17 protein-coding genes are annotated in these 18,329 nt (G+C 72.3%); 7 read left to right on the top strand and 10 right to left on the bottom strand.

From position 1 onward, the window contains the following. Window position 1: 1 nt before the first annotated feature. The 3 genes from ACZ4FH_RS03040 (at window position 2) to ACZ4FH_RS03030 (ending at window position 3,830) form a co-directional block, all read left to right on the top strand. Window positions 2-1,102: a thiamine ABC transporter substrate-binding protein gene (locus ACZ4FH_RS03040; protein WP_467301839.1), complete on the top strand. Its 1,101-nt coding sequence runs from the start codon at window positions 2-4 to the stop codon at window positions 1,100-1,102. Between the two features lie 86 nt (window positions 1,103-1,188). Continuing rightward, window positions 1,189-2,802 carry an ABC transporter permease gene (locus ACZ4FH_RS03035; protein ID WP_467301838.1) on the top strand — a complete coding sequence of 538 codons (1,614 nt, stop codon included), beginning with the start codon at window positions 1,189-1,191 and terminating at the stop codon, window positions 2,800-2,802. Window positions 2,803-2,804: 2 nt separating this feature from the next. Beyond that, window positions 2,805-3,830, top strand: a complete 1,026-nt coding sequence (locus ACZ4FH_RS03030) for an ABC transporter ATP-binding protein (RefSeq protein ID WP_467301837.1) — start codon at window positions 2,805-2,807, stop codon at window positions 3,828-3,830. Window positions 3,831-3,845: 15 nt separating this feature from the next. Here ACZ4FH_RS03030 and ACZ4FH_RS03025 read toward each other — a convergent pair whose 3' ends face one another. From ACZ4FH_RS03025 to ACZ4FH_RS03010, 4 genes are all read right to left on the bottom strand, one after another. After that, window positions 3,846-5,027: a hypothetical protein gene (locus tag ACZ4FH_RS03025; protein ID WP_467301835.1), complete on the bottom strand. Its 1,182-nt coding sequence runs from the start codon at window positions 5,025-5,027 to the stop codon at window positions 3,846-3,848. Continuing rightward, window positions 5,009-5,746: an ABC transporter ATP-binding protein gene (locus ACZ4FH_RS03020; RefSeq protein ID WP_383644167.1), complete on the bottom strand. Its 738-nt coding sequence runs from the start codon at window positions 5,744-5,746 to the stop codon at window positions 5,009-5,011. Before ACZ4FH_RS03020 ends, ACZ4FH_RS03025 begins: the two co-directional genes overlap by 19 nt. A 266-nt stretch (window positions 5,747-6,012) precedes the next feature. After that, window positions 6,013-7,392 (bottom strand): aspartate aminotransferase family protein, encoded by a 1,380-nt coding sequence (locus ACZ4FH_RS03015; RefSeq protein ID WP_383644164.1) that lies wholly within the window; start codon window positions 7,390-7,392, stop codon window positions 6,013-6,015. After that, window positions 7,377-7,868 carry an Lrp/AsnC family transcriptional regulator gene (locus ACZ4FH_RS03010; protein WP_467301833.1) on the bottom strand — a complete coding sequence of 164 codons (492 nt, stop codon included), beginning with the start codon at window positions 7,866-7,868 and terminating at the stop codon, window positions 7,377-7,379. The genes ACZ4FH_RS03015 and ACZ4FH_RS03010 overlap by 16 nt, the downstream gene beginning before the upstream one ends. 178 nt (window positions 7,869-8,046) lie before the next feature. On the opposite strand from ACZ4FH_RS03010, the gene ACZ4FH_RS03005 reads away from it, so the two are divergent. The 3 genes from ACZ4FH_RS03005 (at window position 8,047) to ACZ4FH_RS02995 (ending at window position 11,464) form a co-directional block, all read left to right on the top strand. After that, entirely contained in the window at window positions 8,047-9,486 is a 1,440-nt protein-coding gene (locus ACZ4FH_RS03005; protein ID WP_467301832.1) for a gamma-aminobutyraldehyde dehydrogenase, read from the top strand. Window positions 9,487-9,701: 215 nt separating this feature from the next. Continuing rightward, window positions 9,702-10,865: an ABC transporter substrate-binding protein gene (locus ACZ4FH_RS03000; RefSeq protein WP_467302412.1), complete on the top strand. Its 1,164-nt coding sequence runs from the start codon at window positions 9,702-9,704 to the stop codon at window positions 10,863-10,865. Between the two features lie 53 nt (window positions 10,866-10,918). Continuing rightward, on the top strand, window positions 10,919-11,464 hold the full coding sequence (locus ACZ4FH_RS02995; protein WP_467301831.1) for a hypothetical protein: 546 nt from the start codon (window positions 10,919-10,921) through the stop codon (window positions 11,462-11,464). A 1-nt stretch (window position 11,465) separates the two neighbouring features. Here ACZ4FH_RS02995 and ACZ4FH_RS02990 read toward each other — a convergent pair whose 3' ends face one another. The 6 genes from ACZ4FH_RS02990 to ACZ4FH_RS02965 form a co-directional block, all read right to left on the bottom strand. After that, window positions 11,466-12,668 (bottom strand): serine hydrolase domain-containing protein, encoded by a 1,203-nt coding sequence (locus tag ACZ4FH_RS02990; RefSeq protein ID WP_467301830.1) that lies wholly within the window; start codon window positions 12,666-12,668, stop codon window positions 11,466-11,468. A gap of 90 nt (window positions 12,669-12,758) precedes the next feature. Continuing rightward, window positions 12,759-13,490: a response regulator gene (locus ACZ4FH_RS02985; protein WP_467301828.1), complete on the bottom strand. Its 732-nt coding sequence runs from the start codon at window positions 13,488-13,490 to the stop codon at window positions 12,759-12,761. Continuing rightward, a complete protein-coding gene (locus tag ACZ4FH_RS02980; protein ID WP_467301827.1) occupies window positions 13,487-14,689 on the bottom strand; it encodes a sensor histidine kinase in 1,203 nt (400 codons plus the stop codon). The genes ACZ4FH_RS02985 and ACZ4FH_RS02980 overlap by 4 nt, the downstream gene beginning before the upstream one ends. Then, on the bottom strand, window positions 14,689-15,582 hold the full coding sequence (locus ACZ4FH_RS02975) for an SAM-dependent methyltransferase (RefSeq protein WP_467302411.1): 894 nt from the start codon (window positions 15,580-15,582) through the stop codon (window positions 14,689-14,691). Before ACZ4FH_RS02975 ends, ACZ4FH_RS02980 begins: the two co-directional genes overlap by 1 nt. A 34-nt stretch (window positions 15,583-15,616) precedes the next feature. Beyond that, entirely contained in the window at window positions 15,617-16,321 is a 705-nt protein-coding gene (locus tag ACZ4FH_RS02970) for a glycerophosphodiester phosphodiesterase (protein WP_467301826.1), read from the bottom strand. Window positions 16,322-16,348: 27 nt separating this feature from the next. After that, a complete protein-coding gene (locus ACZ4FH_RS02965; RefSeq protein ID WP_467301825.1) occupies window positions 16,349-17,383 on the bottom strand; it encodes an adenosine deaminase in 1,035 nt (344 codons plus the stop codon). Window positions 17,384-17,506: 123 nt separating this feature from the next. Here ACZ4FH_RS02965 and ACZ4FH_RS02960 point away from each other — a divergent pair, with 123 nt between their 5' ends. Further along, window positions 17,507-18,325 (top strand): DUF4190 domain-containing protein, encoded by an 819-nt coding sequence (locus ACZ4FH_RS02960; RefSeq protein ID WP_467301823.1) that lies wholly within the window; start codon window positions 17,507-17,509, stop codon window positions 18,323-18,325. Window positions 18,326-18,329 lie beyond the last annotated feature (4 nt).

The following is an 18,329-nucleotide window of genomic DNA, read 5'->3' as shown; positions in this document are numbered from 1 at the left end:
CATGAGCACCACCAAGAAGTTCGCGGTGACGGCCGTCGCCGCCGCGCTCGGCGCGACCGCGCTCGCCGGCTGCGGTTCCGACGACGAGGCGTCCGGCACCAAGGGGACCCAGGGCAGCGGTTCCAAGACCGTCACCCTCGTCAGCCACGACTCCTTCAACGCCTCCAAGGAGGTGCTGAAGGAGTTCACCCGGCAGACCGGCTACACCGTCAAGGTCCTCAAGAGCGGTGACGCGGGCGCCGCCCTCAACCAGGAGATCCTGACCAAGGGCTCGCCCCGGGGCGACGTCTTCTTCGGCGTCGACAACACCCTGCTCTCCCGGGCCCTCGACAACGGCCTGTTCACGCCGTACGAGGCCAAGGGGCTCGACAGGGTCGCCGTCGCCGCGCAGCTCGACGCCGACAAGCACCGCGTCACGCCCGTCGACACCGGCGACATCTGCGTCAACTACGACAAGAAGTACTTCGCCGACAAGAAGCTCGCGCCGCCGCAGACCTTCGAGGACCTGGCGAAGCCCGCGTACAAGAACCTCCTCGTCACCGAGAACGCCGCGACCTCCTCGCCGGGCCTCGGCTTCCTCCTCGGCACCGTCGCCGCCTACGGCGAGGACGGCTACCAGGACTACTGGAAGAAGCTGAAGGCCAACGGCGTCAAGGTCGTCGACGGCTGGGAGCAGGCGTACAACGAGGAGTTCTCCGGCTCCGCCGGCGGCAAGAAGGCCAAGGCCGACCGCCCGCTGGTCGTCAGCTACGCCTCCAGCCCGCCGGTCGAGGTGCTGTACGCCGACCCGCAGCCCAAGACCGCCCCGACCGGTGTCGCCACCGGCACCTGCTTCCGCCAGATCGAATTCGCCGGACTGCTCGACGGGGCGAAGAACGAGGCGGGCGGCAAGGCCCTGCTGGACTTCCTGATCAGCAAGCCGTTCCAGGAGGACATGCCGCTCAACATGTTCGTCAGCCCGGTGAACGAGGACGCGAAGGTGCCCGCGCTCTTCACCGACTTCGGCGCCGTTGTCGACAAGCCGACGACCGTGGCGCCGGACGAGATCGCCAAGAACCGTGAGCAGTGGGTCCAGTCGTGGTCCTCGCTCGTAGTGAAGTAGCGAAGACTCCCGTACGCGGACCGGGCGCGCGCGGGAGGTCCGCGCGCGCCCGGTCCCTGCGCGCCGGCGCGGTCCGGCTCGGTCTGATGGCCGTGCCCGTCGCGTTCTTCGCGCTGTTCTTCGCCTATCCCGTCGTCGCGATCGTGGGGCGCGGGCTCAAGGCGGACGGCGTCTGGCGGTTCGGGCGGTTCGGCGAGGTGCTGAGCCGGCCCGACATCGTGGACGTCCTCTGGTTCACGCTGTGGCAGGCGCTCGCCTCGACCGCGCTGACGCTGCTGATCGCCCTGCCCGGCGCGTATGTTTTCGCCCGGTTCGACTTCCCCGGCAAGCAGGTCCTCAGGGCCGTCGTCACCGTGCCCTTCGTCCTGCCCACCGTGGTCGTCGGGACCGCCTTCCTGGCCCTGCTCGGGCGCGGCGGCTTCCTGGACGAACTCTGGGGCGTCCGGCTCGACACCACCGTGTGGGCGATCCTGCTGGCGCACGTCTTCTTCAACTACGCGGTCGTCGTGCGCACCGTCGGAGGGCTCTGGGCGCAGCTCGACCCCCGGCAGGAGGAGGCCGCGCGGGTCCTCGGCGCCGGACGGTTCGCCGCCTGGCGCCGGATCACCCTGCCCGCGCTCGCACCCGCCGTGGCGGCCGCCGCGCTGATGGTCTTCCTCTTCACCTTCACCTCCTTCGGCGTCGTCCAGATCCTCGGCGGCCCCGGCTTCTCCACCCTGGAGGTGGAGATCTACCGGCAGACCGCGCAACTGCTCGACCTGCCCACGGCGGCCGTGCTGACGCTGGTGCAGTTCGCCGCGGTCGGCGGCATCCTCGCCGTGCACGCCCGGACCGTGCGGCGCCGGGAGACCGCGCTGAAGCTCGTCGACCCGGCGCACACGGCGCACCGGCCGCGCGGGGCTGGACAGTGGGCGCTGCTCGGCGGGGTCCTGGCGACGGTGCTGGTGCTGATCCTGCTGCCGCTCGGGGTGCTCGTGGAGCGCTCGTTCGACGTCTCGGGCGGCCACGGCCTCGCCTACTACCGGGCCCTCGGATCGGCCGAGGCCAACAGCGGTACGTTCCTCGTCGCGCCGCTGGAGGCGATCGGGAACTCCCTGCGCTACGCGGTGGTCGCCACCCTCATCGCGGTGGTCGTCGGCGGACTGGCGGCGGCCGCCCTGACCCGGAGGGCCGGACGGCTCGTGCGCGGCTTCGACGCGCTGCTGATGCTGCCGCTCGGCGTCTCCGCCGTCACCGTCGGCTTCGGCTTCCTGATCACCCTCGACGAGCCGCCCCTGGACCTGCGGACCTCATGGATCCTGGTGCCGCTCGCCCAGGCGCTGGTCGGGGTGCCCTTCGTCGTACGCACCATGCTGCCGGTCCTCCGCGCGGTGGACGGGCGGCTGCGCGAGGCCGCCGCGGTGCTCGGCGCCTCGCCGTGGCGGGCCTGGCGGGAGGTGGATCTGCCGCTGGTGCGCCGGGCGCTGCTGGTGGCGGCCGGGTTCGCGTTCGCCGTGTCGCTCGGCGAGTTCGGGGCCACCGTCTTCATCGCGCGGCCCGACACCCCGACGCTGCCGGTGGCGGTGGCCCGGCTGCTGGGCCGGTCCGGAGAGTTGAACTACGGCCAGGCGATGGCCCTCAGCACCCTTCTCATGCTCGTGTGCGCGGTCTCGCTGCTGCTGCTCGAACGTATCCGCGTCGACCGTTCCGGGGAGTTCTAGGAATGCTGACACTCGAATCGGCCACCGTCCGCTTCGGCGGCCGGGCGGCGCTGGACGCGGTCGACCTGGAGGTCGCCGAGCACGAGATCGTCTGTGTGCTCGGGCCGAGCGGAAGCGGCAAGTCGACCCTGCTCAGGGTCGTCGCGGGACTCCAGCCGGCCGACGGCGGTCGGGTCCTGCTGGACGGTGCGGACCAGGACGGGGTGCCGGTGCACCGGCGCGGACTCGGTCTGATGTTCCAGGACCACCAGCTCTTCCCGCACCGCGACGCCGGAGCCAACGTCGCCTTCGGGCTGCGGATGCACGGTGTGCCCCGGGACGAGCGGACCCGCAGGGTCGCCGAACTCCTCGATCTGGTGGGCCTGCCCGGCGCCGGGCGCCGGGCCGTCGCGGAGCTGTCCGGCGGCGAGCAGCAGCGGGTCGCGCTGGCCCGCGCCCTCGCCCCCCGCCCCAAACTGCTGATGCTCGACGAACCGCTGGGCCAGCTGGACCGGGGCCTGCGCGAACGGCTCGTCGTCGAACTGCGCACGCTCTTCGCCCGGCTGGGGACGACGGTCCTCGCCGTCACCCACGACCAGGGCGAGGCCTTCGCGCTCGCCGACCGGGTCGTCGTGATGCGGGACGGACGCATCGCCCAGGCGGGCACCCCGCTGGAGGTGTGGCAGCGTCCCGCGTCCGCCTTCGTCGCCCGCTTCCTGGGCTTCGACAACGTGGTGGAGGCGACCGTCACCGGCGAGGCGGCGGAGACGGCGTGGGGCAGGGTGCCGGTGCCGGCCGGTTCCCCGCAGGGCGCCTGCGACCTGCTGGTCCGGCCGGCCGGGGTGCGCCTCGGGGCGCCCTCCGACGGGCTGCGGTGCACCGTGGAGGCCCGCACCTTCCGGGGCCACCACGTCGCCGTGACCCTGCGCCCCGAGCGCGGCCCGGCGCTGGACGCCGAGTGCCCGCTGAACGCCACCCCGGACGAGGGCGCCGACGTCGGCGTCACCTTCGACCCGGCGGAGAGCGTCGTCCTGCCCTCCGAGGGCTGACCGGCCGTCGGCCCCTCACGGGGTCAGCGGCAGGGCGGCCAGCTCGGCGATCGCCCAGGTCAGCGGGGCGAACACGAGGAGCAGCACACCCGCGCGCAGCGCCGTCGCCGCGCGCAGTGCCGAGGCCGGCGCGCCGAGCCGCAGCAGCGCCCGCGCGGTCCGGGCACGGGCCTGCCGCGCCTCCAGGGCCGTGGTCAGCAGCGTCGCCGTGGTGCAGCCGATGACGAGCACGGCGCCCAGGGCCGTGAGCGGCCCGAAGGGCCTCGGCCCCGTCCCGTACAGCGCGAAGGCGGCGACGACGGCGGAGACGACCGCGCAGACCACGCCCAGGGGGCGGCCGATCCGCTGCGCCTCGTCCATCAGGACCCGGCCCGCCAGCAGGCGTACGGCGCCGGGGCGCGCCGCCTGGAGCAGCCGCCCGCACAGATGGGTCAGCCCCGGGCCGGCCATGGCCAGACCGATCGCCGTCAGGGTCCAGCCCACCAGCACCCAGACGGGGGTGGAGTCGAGCCGGCCGGGCATCGGGAACGGGCTGCCGGACGTGGTGCGGTTCGCGTACGCCTCCACGGCCAGTCCCGCGGCGGTCAGCGCCACCCCCCAGGGCAGCCCGGCCGGCGCGGCGGCCGGGACCGGGATCTGCTCCCCGGGCACCAGGTCCTCGGTGTCGTCCTGGGTGCCCGGCCCCACCGGCCGGGTCCGCAGGGCCAGCGCGCTCGCCGAGGCGGCGGCCACGGGCACCACGGCCAGCAGCAGGAGGACGGCCGCGAGGGGCAGGGGCGTGTCGGCGGCCAGCAGCCCGGCAGCCGCACCGTCGAACGGGAGCCCCGACAGATCGCCGCGCAGATGCAGGAAGAACAGCAGCGCGACCATCGAGCCCAGCGTGCAGGAGACGGCCGTGGAGACCGCCGCGATCACGCTCAGGCGCACCGGGCCCAGGCCCACGGCGGAGAGGCCGGGGCGCGGCCGGGTGCTGGGGTCCGTCCGGGCCACCGCGACCGCGAACTGCACGGTGGCGGCCAGCGGGACCAGGCACCACAGCAGCCGGAGCACGGAACCCGCCGAGTGCGCGGGGTGCCCCGAGGCGTAGCCGAGGGTGCAGAGCAGAAGGAAGCCGACCCCGGCGGACGCGGCGGCCACCAGCAGCCGTCCGGCCAGCACCAGGGGATGGGAACCGCGGGCTAGACGGAGAGCGAGCACGCCGCGCGGCCCTCCGCATCGGGCTCGGCGGTCCGGCCGGCCGAGGCGACGCGCCGGCCGTCCAGCAGCGGCACCTCGCGGTCGGCCAGTGCGGCGATCTCCGCGTCGTGCGTGGCGACCACGACGGTGATGCCGTGCGAACGGGCCGCGCTCGTCAGGGTGCGCAGCACATGGGAGCGGTCGGTGCGGTGGAGCGATGCCGTGGGCTCGTCGGCGAAGATCACCGAGGGGGCTCCGGCCAGGGCGCGGGCCACCGAGATCCGCTGGCGCTGGCTCTGCTGGAGGGTGTGCGGCCGCTTCCGCGCGCAGGGTCCGATGTCCAGGCGCTCCAGCCACTCCATGGCGGCCTTCTTGGCCTCGCGGTGCGGGACGCCGCGGAGCAGGAGCGGCAGCGCGGTGTTCTCCCAGGTGCTCAGTTCCGGGACGAGCTGCGGCTCGGGGGAGATCCAGCCGAATCGGTCGCGGCGCAGCCGCTCGCGCAGCCGCGGGCCCATGGTGTGGACCGGGACGCTGTTGAACCACACCTCGCCCTGCTGGGGCACGAGCTGGCCCGACAGACAGTGCAGCAGCGTCGTCTTGCCGCTGCCGCGCGGTCCGGTCACCGCGAGGATCTCGCCGTCGCGGACGCCGAGGGAGACCCCGCCGAGCGCCGGCGAGCCGTTGTGGGAGTGCTGCAGGGAACGTGCCCAGATCACGTCGTTGTCCGGCGGGGCCACCATGGCGTACACCTCGGTTCAGATCAGAAATCCCGTTCCCCCGTACGGGGGAACGAAGGAGGGGCCGATCGGTCACTCGGCACCGTAGGGATTCGGATCGCGGTGTGCGCACAGCACGCGGCCCGGGTGCGCCCCTTCCCACTCGAATGGGCGCACCCGGGCCGTGCGGACCGTATGAAATGACCGCCGGAGCCCCCCGGGGCGAGGGTCAAGCGGTGGTCAAACCGGGGCCGGGCCCTGGGCCGTCCGGCCCAAGGTCCGGGCCGGGGTCAGAGCTTCGTCCAGGCCTCGGTCAGGACGGACCGGAGGATGCCCTCGATCTCGTCGAACGTGGACTGGTCGGAGACCAGCGGCGGGGCGAGCTGGACGACCGGGTCGCCGCGGTCGTCGGCCCGGCAGTACAGGCCGTTGTCGTAGAGCGCCTTGGAGAGGAAGCCGTACAGGACGCGCTCGGTCTCCTCGTCGGTGAAGGTCTCCTTGGTGGCCTTGTCCTTCACCAGCTCGATGCCGTAGAAGAAGCCGTTGCCGCGGACGTCGCCGACGATCGGCAGGTCGAGCAGCTTCTGGAGCGTGGTGAAGAAGGCGTTCTCGTGGTCGAGGACGTGCTGGTTGAGGCCCTCGCGCTCGAAGATGTCGAGATTGGCGAGGCCGACCGCGGCGGAGACCGGGTGGCCGCCGAAGGTGTAGCCGTGCAGGAAGGTGTTGTCGGCCTCGTAGAACGGCGCGGCGAGCCGGTCCGAGACGATGCAGGCACCGATCGGGGAGTAGCCCGAGGTCATGCCCTTGGCACAGGTGATCATGTCCGGCACGTAGCCGAACTTGTCGCAGGCGAACATCGTGCCGAGGCGGCCGAAGGCGCAGATGACCTCGTCGGAGACGAGCAGCACGTCGTACTGGTCGCAGATCTCGCGGACCCGCTGGAAGTAGCCGGGCGGCGGCGGGAAGCAGCCGCCGGCGTTCTGCACCGGCTCCAGGAAGACCGCGGCGACGGTGTCGGGGCCCTCGAAGAGGATCTGCTGCTCGATCTGGTCGGCGGCCCAGCGGCCGAAGGCCTCGGGGTCGTCGCCGTGGATCGGGGCGCGGTAGATGTTGGTGTTCGGCACCTTGTGCGCGCCGGGGACCAGCGGCTCGAAGGGGGCCTTGAGGGCCGGCAGACCGGTGATGGACAGGGCGCCCTGCGGGGTGCCGTGGTAGGCGACCGCACGGGAGATGACCTTGTACTTGGTCGGCTTGCCCTTGAGCTTGAAGTACTGCTTGGCCAGCTTCCAGGCGGTCTCGACCGCCTCGCCGCCGCCGGTGGTGAAGAAGACCTTGTTGAGGTCGCCCGGGGCGTAGTCCGCGAGGCGCTCGGCCAGCTCGACGGCCTTCGGGTGGGCGTAGGACCACACCGGGAAGAAGGCCAGCTCCTGGGCCTGCTTGTAGGCGGCCTCGGCGAGCTCGTGGCGGCCGTGGCCGGCGTTGACCACGAACAGGCCGGACAGGCCGTCGAGGTAGCGCTTGCCCTGGTCGTCGTAGATGTAGGTGCCCTCGCCACGCACGATGGTGGGAACGGGCGCGTTCTCGTAGTCCGACATGCGGGTGAAGTGCATCCACAGGTGGTCGTACGCGGTCCGGCTGAGGTCCTTGCTCACGGCTATCGGGTTCCCCACATATAGGTCTGCTTCTTGAGCTTGAGGTAGACGAAGCTCTCGGTGGAGCGCACGCCGGGGAGGGCCCGGATGCGTTTGTTGATCGTCTCCAGCAGGTGGTCGTCGTCCTCGCAGACGATCTCCACCATCAGGTCGAAGGAGCCCGCGGTCATCACCACGTACTCGCATTCGTCCATGGCCGCCAGGGCCTCCGCCACCGGGTCGAGGTCGCCCTCGACGTTGATCCCGACCATCGCCTGCCGCCGGAACCCCACGGTGAGCGGGTCGGTGACGGCGACGATCTGCATCACGCCCTGGTCCAGCAGTTTCTGGACCCGCTGGCGTACGGCGGCCTCGGAGAGGCCGACGGCCTTGCCGATCGCGGCGTACGGACGACGCCCGTCCTCCTGGAGCTGTTCGATGATCGCCAGGGAGACGGCATCGACCGCTGGGGACGATCCGTTCCCGTTCCTGGAGTCTGCGCTGCGACTGGCCACGGAGTCACTCTGCACCGGGACTCGTCTGTATCGCAACCCTGGATCGATGAAATTCGTTGTCATGCGGCCTGGATCTCACTGAATCCGAAGATGACGGCGGTTGGCTATGTCGAAACCGTTACCCATGCGTCTAGGCTGGACGTCTCACCCATTGGACGTGTCGACAGGAGGGGTGGTTGTGACCACCGAGGTGCGCCGTCTGCGCAACTACATCAATGGAGAGTTCCGCGATGCCGCCGACGGGCGGACCATCGATGTGGTCAACCCGGTGACGGAGGAGGTCTACGCGACCTCCCCGCTGTCCGGTGCGGCCGACGTCGATGCCGCCATGGACGCCGCCGCGGCCGCCTTCCCCGCCTGGCGCGACGCCACGCCCGCCGAGCGCCAGCGCGCCCTGCTGAAGATCGCGGACGCCTTCGAGGAGCGCGCCGAGGACCTGATCGCGGCCGAGTCCGAGAACACCGGGAAGCCGATCGGCCTGACCCGCACCGAAGAGATCCCCCCGATGGTGGACCAGATCCGGTTCTTCGCGGGCGCGGCGCGGATGCTGGAAGGGCGTTCGGCCGGTGAGTACATGGAGGGGATGACCTCCATCGTCCGCCGTGAGCCGGTCGGCGTCTGCGCGCAGGTCGCGCCGTGGAACTACCCGATGATGATGGCCGTGTGGAAGTTCGCCCCCGCGCTCGCCGCGGGCAACACCGTGGTCATCAAGCCGTCCGACACCACCCCGGCGTCCACGGTCCTGATCGCCGAGATCATCGGGCGGATCCTCCCCAAGGGCGTCTTCAACGTCATCTGCGGCGACCGCGACACCGGCCGCGCGATGGTCGAGCACAAGATCCCCGCCATGGCCTCCATCACCGGTTCGGTCCGGGCCGGCATGCAGGTCGCCGAGTCCGCCGCCAAGGACGTCAAGCGGGTCCACCTGGAGCTCGGCGGCAAGGCCCCCGTCGTGGTCTTCGAGGACACCGACATCGCCAAGGCCGTCGAGGACATCTCCGTCGCCGGATACTTCAACGCCGGCCAGGACTGCACGGCCGCCACGCGCGTGCTCGTCCACGAGTCGATCCACGACGAGTTCGTCACCGCGCTGGCCAAGGCCGCCGCCGACACGAAGACCGGCCTGCCGGACGACGAGGACGTGCTCTACGGCCCGCTCAACAACGCCAACCAGCTGGCGCAGGTCAGCGGCTTCATCGAGCGGCTGCCCGCGCACGCCCGGGTCGAGGCCGGCGGCCACCGCGTCGGCGACAAGGGCTACTTCTACGCCCCCACCGTCGTCTCCGGCCTCAAGCAGGACGACGAGATCATCCAGAACGAGGTCTTCGGCCCCGTCATCACCGTCCAGTCCTTCACCGACGAGGCCCAGGCACTGGAATGGGCCAACGGCGTCGAGTACGCCCTGGCGTCCTCGGTGTGGACCAAGGACCACGCCCGCGCCATGCGCATGTCCAAGAACCTCGATTTCGGCTGCGTGTGGATCAACACCCACATCCCGCTCGTCGCCGAGATGCCCCACGGCGGCTTCAAGAAGTCCGGTTACGGCAAGGACCTCTCCGCCTACGGCTTCGACGACTACACCCGCATCAAGCACGTGATGACCTCCCTCGACGGCTGACCGCCGCTCCGTCCCCCGGACACGGCCCCGGGCGCACCCCGTGCGCGCCCGGGGCCGTTCCCGTACCCGGATCTCCCCCGCCGGCCGGGCCGTCTTCCGCTCCCGCCCTCGACAGGGTGTGCGTACCGGGCGGGCACCGCTGGACGGATGGTCCATTGCCCGCCGTACCGTCCGGACGGCATCCTGCGCGGGTGAGAGCGATCCCGAACCACCTCATGTCCCGCCGGTCCCTGCTCACCGCCCTCGGGGCGGGAGCGGCCGGTGTCACGCTGGCCGGCTGCGGAGTCCCCGCCGCCTATGTGAAGCCGGGCGACCGCGCCGGCCGCGACTACTCCGCCGGCGATCACACCCTGACCTTCGCCAACTGGCCCCTCTACATCGACACGGACGACGACGACGCGTCGAAGCGGCCCACCCTCGACGCGTTCAGTGAACGGACCGGGATCTCCGTCACGTACACCGAGGAGATCAACGACAACGACGAGTTCTTCGGCAAGATCAGCCCCGCCCTGATGAACCACCAGCAGACCGGCCGGGACCTCGTCGTCATCAGCGACTGGATGGCCGCGCGCTTCGTCCGCCTCGGCTGGGTCCAGGAGATGGACCGGGCCAAGCAACCGAACGTCGCCAAGTACCTCGACCCGCAACTGCGCTCGCCCGCCTTCGACGAAGGCCGCCGGCACAGCGTGCCCTGGCAGTCCGGGATCACCGGCATCGCCTACAACCGCAAGCGGCTCGGCCGCGAGATCAAGCACCTGAGCGACCTCTGGGCCCCCGAACTGCGCGGCAAGGTCACCCTCCTCTCCGGGCTCGACGAGTCCTTCGCCCTGCTGATGCAGGGCAACGGCGTGGACATCACCCGCTGGACGCGGGACGACTTCTACGAGATCTGCGACCAGGTCGAGAAGCTGGTGAGGACCAAGCACATCCGCCGCTTCACCGGCAACGACTACATCAAGGACCTCTCCACCGGCGACGTCCTCGCCTGCCAGGCCTACTCCGGCGACGTCATCCAGCTCCAGGCGGACAACCCCGAGATCGAGTTCGTGGTGCCCGAGGAGGGCGCCGAACTCTGGGCCGAGTCCCTCATGATCCCCAACCTCGCCCGCCACAAGCGCAACGCGGAGAAGCTGGTCGACTACTACTACGAGCCCGAGGTCGCCGCCGAACTCGCCACCTGGGTCAACTACGTCTGCCCGGTCCCCGCCGCACGCGACGTCCTCGCCTCCTCCAAGGACGAGGAGACCGCCGCCCTCGCCGAGGATCCGCTGATCTTCCCGGACGACGCCATGCGCGAGCGGCTGGCGATCGCCCGGGACATCACCTCCGAGGAGCGCACCGAGTTCGCCAAGAAGTGGAACTCGATCGTCGGGTTGTGAAGGCGCCACCGGGCGGCGTAAAGCGCTCGTAAACCCGGGCGTACGCTGCGGACATGAGCGAGCGACGCGCCCTTCGCCGGCGCATACGCGTGTGGCTGGTCGTCTTCATCGTCTGTCTCGTGCTGAGCGGGCTCACCGCCTTCCCGCTCGTCCACGAGGTGCGCTGGGCCGAGGAACTGCTGAGCTCCTCGGCCTCCCCGGTCCCCGAGCATGTCCCCGCGCTCATGGAGTGGATCACCCGGGTCCGCACCGGGCTCGACCGGGCCGACACGGAACACCCCTTCGTCCTCTACGGCACCGACTGGCTGGCCTTCGCGCATCTGGTGATCGCCGTCGCCTTCTACGGCCCCTACCGCGATCCGGTCCGCAACATCTGGGTCGTCGAGTTCGGCATGATCGCCTGCGCCGGCATCATCCCGCTCGCCCTGATCTGCGGACCGATCCGGGACATCCCCTTCTGGTGGTCGGTCATCGACATGTCGTTCGGCGTCTTCGGCGTCATCCCCCTGCTGATCGTGCGCCGGCGGATCAAGGAACTGGAGGCCCTGCCCGCCGACCCGGCACCGGCGCCCGGCGGGACGCCCGCGCCCGTCGCCTGAGTCACCCGCGCGACGGGGCACCGAGAGCGGCCACCACCACGTTCATCGCCGTGGCGTTCATGTCCTGGCCCTTCGCGTCCGTCGCGTTGACGCTGTAGACCAGGGTCCGGGACAGATCGCGGGTGGCCGCTATCGCGGTGTTGTACCCCCACCGGCCCCCCGTTTTGCCCCACACCTCGTGACCGCCCAGCCTCATCATCGAGAGCCCCGCGCTGTGGGCGGCCGGCGCGCCCGTCCCGTACTCGCGCACCTCCTCGCCCGGCAGCGTGAACATCGCCCCCAGCAGCGGGCCGCGCACCACCCGGCCCGCGAACAGCGCCCGGGTGAAGCGCTCCAGATCGGCCGTGGTGGAGATCAGGGCGCCCGCCGCCCAGGTGTCGCTGGTGCCCCACACCGTCACATCGCGCAGCTCGCCGTTCCCGTAGAGCTGGTACCCGCGGTTGTGCGGACCCCGGATCGTGGGGTCGTCGCCCGGGAGGTAACTGTCCTTCAGGCCCAGCGGCTCCAGGATCCGGCGGGTGACCTGCGAGGCGTACGAGTCGTGGGTGATCCGCTCGATCAGCAGCCCCGCCACCGTGTAGCCGATGTTGCCGTACTCCTGCTGCGTGCCCGGCGCGAAGGTCCGCTCCCGCGCGGTGGCGGAGCGGACCACCTCCGCCGGGTCGTACCGGTCGAAGCGGTGCGCGTAGACCTCCTCCGGGGTGGTGTACCCCGGGCCGATGTTCGGGATGCCGCTCGTGTGGTTCAGCAACTGGCGCACGGTGACCGTGCCGTACGCGGCAGGGATCAGATCCGGCAGGTACCGGCGCACGGGCCGGTCCAGACCCAGCCGGCCCTCCGACGCCAGTTGCAGCACGACCGCGGCCGTGAAGACCTTGGTCACCGAGCCGGCGCGGAAGCGGCCGGCCGGGTCGGCGGGCCGCCCCGACACCAGATCGTGGACCCCGGCGCTGCCCCGCCAGGCGCCCGAGGTGCCGCCGACCCGCACCAGGGCCGCCGTGGCGTCCCCGGACGGCAGTCCCCGCAGCGCGGAGCGCAGCGCCTCCGCGTCCGGCGCGCCGTAGGCCGGGGGGACCGAGGGGGCGGAACGACCGGCGGCGGCCGCCGGGGAGGGGGCCGAGGCCAGGGCCGGCGAGGCGGAGCCAGCCGCGATGCCGAGGACCAGGGCCGCCGCGACGACGGTGCGGGACGTACGAGTGTTCATGACCGGTGCCTCCTGGGCGGGTTGGGCGGAGGGGAAGGGTTCCCGACCGCTCCCTGAATCCATCCTGTTGGACCACCCGCCCCCGGCGGATCACCCGCCCGGGGGTTTCACCGGGGGAGACGGTCTCCCCTGCGCGGGGGAGGCGGCGGCCGCTCCTCCCTCGGACGAGGGAGACACCAGACCGCACTCGTACGCGCAGATGACCGCCTGGATCCGGTCCCGGAGCCCCAGTTTGGAGAGCACATGGCCGACATGCGTCTTCACCGTGTGCTCGCTGACCACCAGGGCCGCCGCGATCTCCGCGTTCGACAGCCCCCGCGCCAGATGCAGCAGCGTCTCGCGCTCCCGCACCGTCAGCACCTCCAGCCGCGCCGAGGGCTCCGCCGCCGGAGCGGCGGCCGGACGCGCGGTGTACTCGGCGATCAGCCGACGGGCCACCGACGGCGCCAGCAGCGAGTCGCCCGCCGCCACCACCCGGACCGCGTGCACCAGATCGTCCCGGCGCACGTCCTTCAGCAGGAAACCGCTCGCCCCCGCGTGCAGCGCCTCGTAGACGTACTCGTCCGAGTCGAACGTGGTCAGCATGACCGTCCGGCACCCGCCCGCCGCCGTGATCGCACGGCAGGCCTCGATGCCGTCCGTGCCGGGCATCCGGATGTCGAGCAGCGCCACCTCGGGCGCGAGCCGCCGCACCGCGTCCACCGCCGCCGCCCCGTCGCCGGCCTCGGCCACCACCTCGATGTCCGGCTGCGCGTCCAGGATCATCGCGAAGCCGCTGCGCACCAGCTCCTGATCGTCCGCCACCACCACGCGGATCGTCACCGCACCACCCCTGTCTCCTCGTCCCGCGCCCGGCCGGGCCGGGCGTGCGGGATGACCACCTCGACCCGGAATCCCCTGCCGTCCGGACCCGGACCCGTGCGGGCCGTCCCGCCGTGTGCCGCCGCGCGCTCCCGGATGCCGGTGAGGCCGTGCCCCGCCCCGCCCCCGGGGCCCCGCCCGTCGTCCGTGACCGTGACGGTCAGCGCCTCGGCACCGTGGTCCAGCACCACCCGGGCCGTCCTCGCGCCGGCATGGCGCACCACATTGGTCAGCGCCTCCTGCACGATCCGGTAGACGGTCGTCCCGACCGCGTCCCCCGGCGGCCGGACCTCGCCCGTCACCTCGTAGTCCACGGCCGGGCCGCCGCCCGCGCCCACCCGCTCCACCAGCGCCCCGATCCCGTCCAGGGAGGGCTGCGGGGAGCGCGGGGAATCCGGTGCGGAGGCGTCGTCGCGCAGCACACCGAGCATCTGCCGCAGCTGGACCATCGCGTCCCTGCCGGTCTCCGAGATCGCGTCGAACGCCGCCTCCGCGCGCTCCGGCGCCGTACGGACCGCCACCGGACCCGCCTCCGCCTGCACGATCATCAGGCTCACCGCATGGGAGAGGATGTCGTGCATCTCCCGGGCGATACGGGCCCGTTCGCGCGCGGCCGCCCGCTCCGCCTCGATGCGCCGCGTCAGTTCCAGCTGCCGCGCCCGGTCCTCCACCGCCCGCAGATACGCCTTCCGCGTCACCGTGAAGCGCCCGAAGGCGTACGCCGCGGCGAACACGAAGAGCGAGAAGAGCAGCTCGCGCAGTTCGTTGCCGCCGAGGCCGACCGAGACCACCACACCGGCCGCCGTGAGCACGCCGATCGCGACCCGCTTCGGCGCGGAGGACCGTTCCGCCACCGTGTACAGCGCCACCAGCCCGGTGTACGGCAGCGGCTGGCCCGGCCCGTCGACGGCCAGCCGGTAGAGCGCGCCGGTGGCGAGCACCGCCACGAGGACCGTGACCGGCGCCCTGCGCCGGGCGATCAGCGGCACCACCGTCAGGGTCGTCAGCCCGTACGCCGACCAGGTGGCCTCCGGTAGTTCCGGGGCGCGCGGCACGACGAACGGCATCGTCATGGCGGCCTGGACCAGCAGCGCGACGAGCAGGTCGACGGTGCGCGGCCCGGCCGCGAGGGCCCGTGCCCGCAGGGTGCGTACGCGCATCAGGGCTTCCGCGCCACCGCGCCGAACTGAGCGACCTCGGCGTCGGCCGTGCCGGGCGCGGACCGCCAGCGGGAGCACGACACGATCCCCGGGTCCAGCAGGTCGAGACCGTCGAAGAACGAGGCGAACGCGAAGCGGCCGCGGGCGGTGATCGGGGGAGTGGCGTGCTCGTTCCAGAACCTCATCGCCGCCTCGTTGCCCTCGCCGCCCAGTTCCAGGGTGGGGTGGGTCAGGACCAGATGGCTGCCGGAGGGCACCGCGTCCATCAGCCGCCGGACGATGGACAGCGCCTCGTCGGTGTCGGGGACGAAGTTCAGTATGCCCAGCATCATCACCGCGACCGGACGGTCCAGGTCCAGGGTCGGCCGGGCGGCCCGCAGGATCCGCTCGGGGTCCCGGGCATCCGCCTCGACGTACTCGGTGGCGCCCTCGGGGGTGCTGGTCAGCAGGGCGCGGGCGTGCGCCAGGACGATCGGGTCGTGGTCGACGTAGACCACGCGGGCGTCCGGCGCGGTGTGCTGGGCGACCTCATGGGTGTTGTCCGCGGTCGGCAGCCCGGTGCCGATGTCCAGGAACTGGCCGATGCCCGCGTCCCCGGCGAGATACCGCACCACCCGGCCCAGGAACCGCCGGTCGGCGCGGGCCACTTCGCCGATGGCCGGGTACATGCCGGTCACCGAGTCCCCGACCGCGCGGTCCACGGGGAAATGGTCCGTGCCGCCGAGCCAGTAGTTCCAGACCCGGGCGTTGTGCGCCACATCGGTGCGGACGCGGGCGGGAAGGCGGTTGCTGTGGGGGACGGTCACGTCGGGCTCCTTGGCGCCGGCCCGGGACCCGCCGGACGGATCGCGCCGGGCCCGCGGGCCCGGTCCGGACGGAGGCCCCGGCATCATGGACGGTGAGGCGCCGTCCATGATGCCGGACCGATCAAGACCCCTGCGCCGCGGCGGACTTGACCAGCGTCCTGCGCAGTACGTCGATCCGGTTGGTGGTGACGGAGTCGACGCCGTCGCGGACCAGCCGGCGCATCGTGCGGCCGGTGTCCGCCGTCCACGCCGAGACCAGCAGCCCGTCGCGGTGGACGCGCTCCGTCAGCTCCCTGCTCACCAGCCCGAAGCGGTAGTTGAGCCAGCGCGGCCGGACCGCCTCCAGCAGCGCGGGCCGGGGCGGCGCCAGCGTCGTCCAGGTCAGCGCGATCTCGGCGGAGGGATCGGCGGCCCGCACCCGGAGCATCGCCTCCGCCCCCGCGCAGTACAGCGTGCGCTCGCCCGCCCCGCACTCCCGGACCACCCCGACGACACCGCGCACCGAGGCGTCCGTGGTACCGGGCAGATCGATCATCAGGCGGTGCGCGCCGGCCGCGAGCAGCGCCTCGCGCAGCGTCGGCACCCCGCCGCCGGTCAGCCCGGTCAGCTCCTCGTGGGTCAGCCGGTCCAGCCGCACGTCATGCCCCCACAGCCGCTCCAGCGTGGCGTCGTGCAGCAGAACGGGCACGCCGTCGCGGGTGACGCGGACGTCGATCTCGACGACGTCCGCCCCCCGTTCCAGCGCGGACCGGATCGAGGGCAGGGTGTTCTCACGGACGCGGTACGGATCGCCGCGGTGGGCGACGGCGGTGACAGCAGTGGCCATGGGGCCCATTGTCACCGCCCGGGGGCCTCACCGCCCGGTGCTCTCCAGCCACCGCGTCGTGTACGTGTCGATCTCGGTGGTCAGCGCGCGCTTCCCGGCCGCGTCGAGGAACGAGGCCTCCACGGCGTTCCTCGCGAGCGCGGCGAGCCCCCGCTCGTCCAGGTCCAGCAGGCGGGCCGCCACCGCGTACTCGTTGTTGAGGTCGGTGCCGAACATCGGCGGGTCGTCGCTGTTGACGGTGACCAGCACCCCGGCGTCCACCATCTCCTTCAGCGGGTGCTCCTCCATGACGGACACCGCCCGCGTGGCCACGTTCGACGTGGGGCAGACCTCCAGGGCGATGCGGTGCTCGGCCAGGTGCTCCAGCAGCCGCGGATCGCGGACCGAGCTGGTGCCGTGGCCGATGCGCTCGGCCCGCAGCGCCGTCAGCGCGTCCCAGACCGTCTGCGGCCCGGTGGTCTCCCCGGCGTGCGGTACGGAGTGCAGGCCCGCGGCGATCGCCCGGTCGAAGTACGGCTTGAACTGGGGCCGGTCCACCCCGATCTCCGGTCCGCCCAGACCGAAGGAGACGAGCCCCTCCGGCCGCAGGTCCACGGCCAGCCGCGCGGTCTCCTCGGCCGATTCCAGACCGGCCTCGCCCGGAATGTCGAAGCACCAGCGCAGGACGACGCCCAGCTCGGACTCGGCGGCCTTCCGGGCGTCCTCGATGGCCTCCATGAAGGCCTGCTCGGGGATGCCCCGGCGGGTCGAGGAGAAGGGGGTCACGGTCAGCTCGGCGTAACGGATGTTCTGCCGCGCCATGTCACGGGCGACCTCGAAGGTCAGCAGTCTGACGTCCTCGGGGGTGCGGATCAGGTCCACGACCGAGAGGTACACCTCGATGAAGTGGCGGAAGTCGGTGAACGTGAAGTAGTCGGCCAGGGCCTCGGGGGCGGTCGGCACCTTGGAGTCGGGATGGTGCGCGGCCAGTTCGGCGACGATACGGGGCGAGGCGGAGCCGACGTGGTGCACATGCAGTTCGGCCTTGGGCAGCCCCGCGATGAAGGGGTGCAGATCGGTCATCGGATCCTCCGGGTGCGGGAGTTGACAGGAGGCCCGGGGAGTCAGGGGCACCGGGCAGGGGACGGGAGTCATCGTAGGCCGGGGCGGGCCGTAGCATGTCGGGCATCACGATGGGGGAGGCCCATGTCAGACAACACAGAACCGCCCGCGGACGCGGCCGCGCCGCGCGATCCGTGGGCTCCGCCGGACAGCAGGGTCCCGCTGGAGAAGAACGCGGCGAACACCCCGGCCGCGTCCCCGACGCCGGAGGGCGCCGCGGGCGCCCCCGCACCGTCGCCCGTGCACGATCAGCAGACCGTCGCGGCGATGCCCGGCCAGGACCCCTCGGTGCCGTCCGGCCCGGGGACCCCGGACCAGGCACCGCCCGCCGCTCCCGCCGCCCAGGGCCCCGCCGGTGCGCCCGGCCCCGCCGCCGGCCCCTGGCAGGGCCCCGGCGCGGTGCCGCCCCCGCCGGTCGGCCCGAACGGTCCGGGACAGCCGGCCGCCGGACCGTACGGCTACCCGGCCCCGGCCGGTCAGGGCCAGGGCCAGTACGGCTACCCCGCGGGGGCGCCGCAGTACGGCGACTACGCGGGCTACCCCGGATACACCGGCTACCCCGCGAACGGCTGGGGACCCGCCCCCGCGAACGGGCTGGGCATCGCCTCGCTGGTGCTCGGCATCATCTCCGTGGTGCTGTTCTGCCTGTGGGGTCTCGGCATCGTCCTGGGCGTCCTCGCGCTGATCTTCGGTCTCATAGGCCGGGGCCGGGCCAAGAGGGGAGAGGCCGACAACGCCGGTGTGGCACTGGCGGGCGTCATCCTCGGCTCGGTCGGCATGGTCGTCAGCGCGGCCTTCCTGGGGCTGATGATCTGGGGCATCGCCTCGGGCAACTTCGACGACGAGGAGAGCGGCACGGTCTACGAGCCGACCTCGCTGGTCGTCGACGTGAACCACGCCTAGGGAA

The organism is Streptomyces sp. NPDC024555, assembly GCF_055559335.1.
Note: the sequence above shows the minus strand (reverse complement) of the source record. Positions and strands in the feature narration are given on the sequence as shown.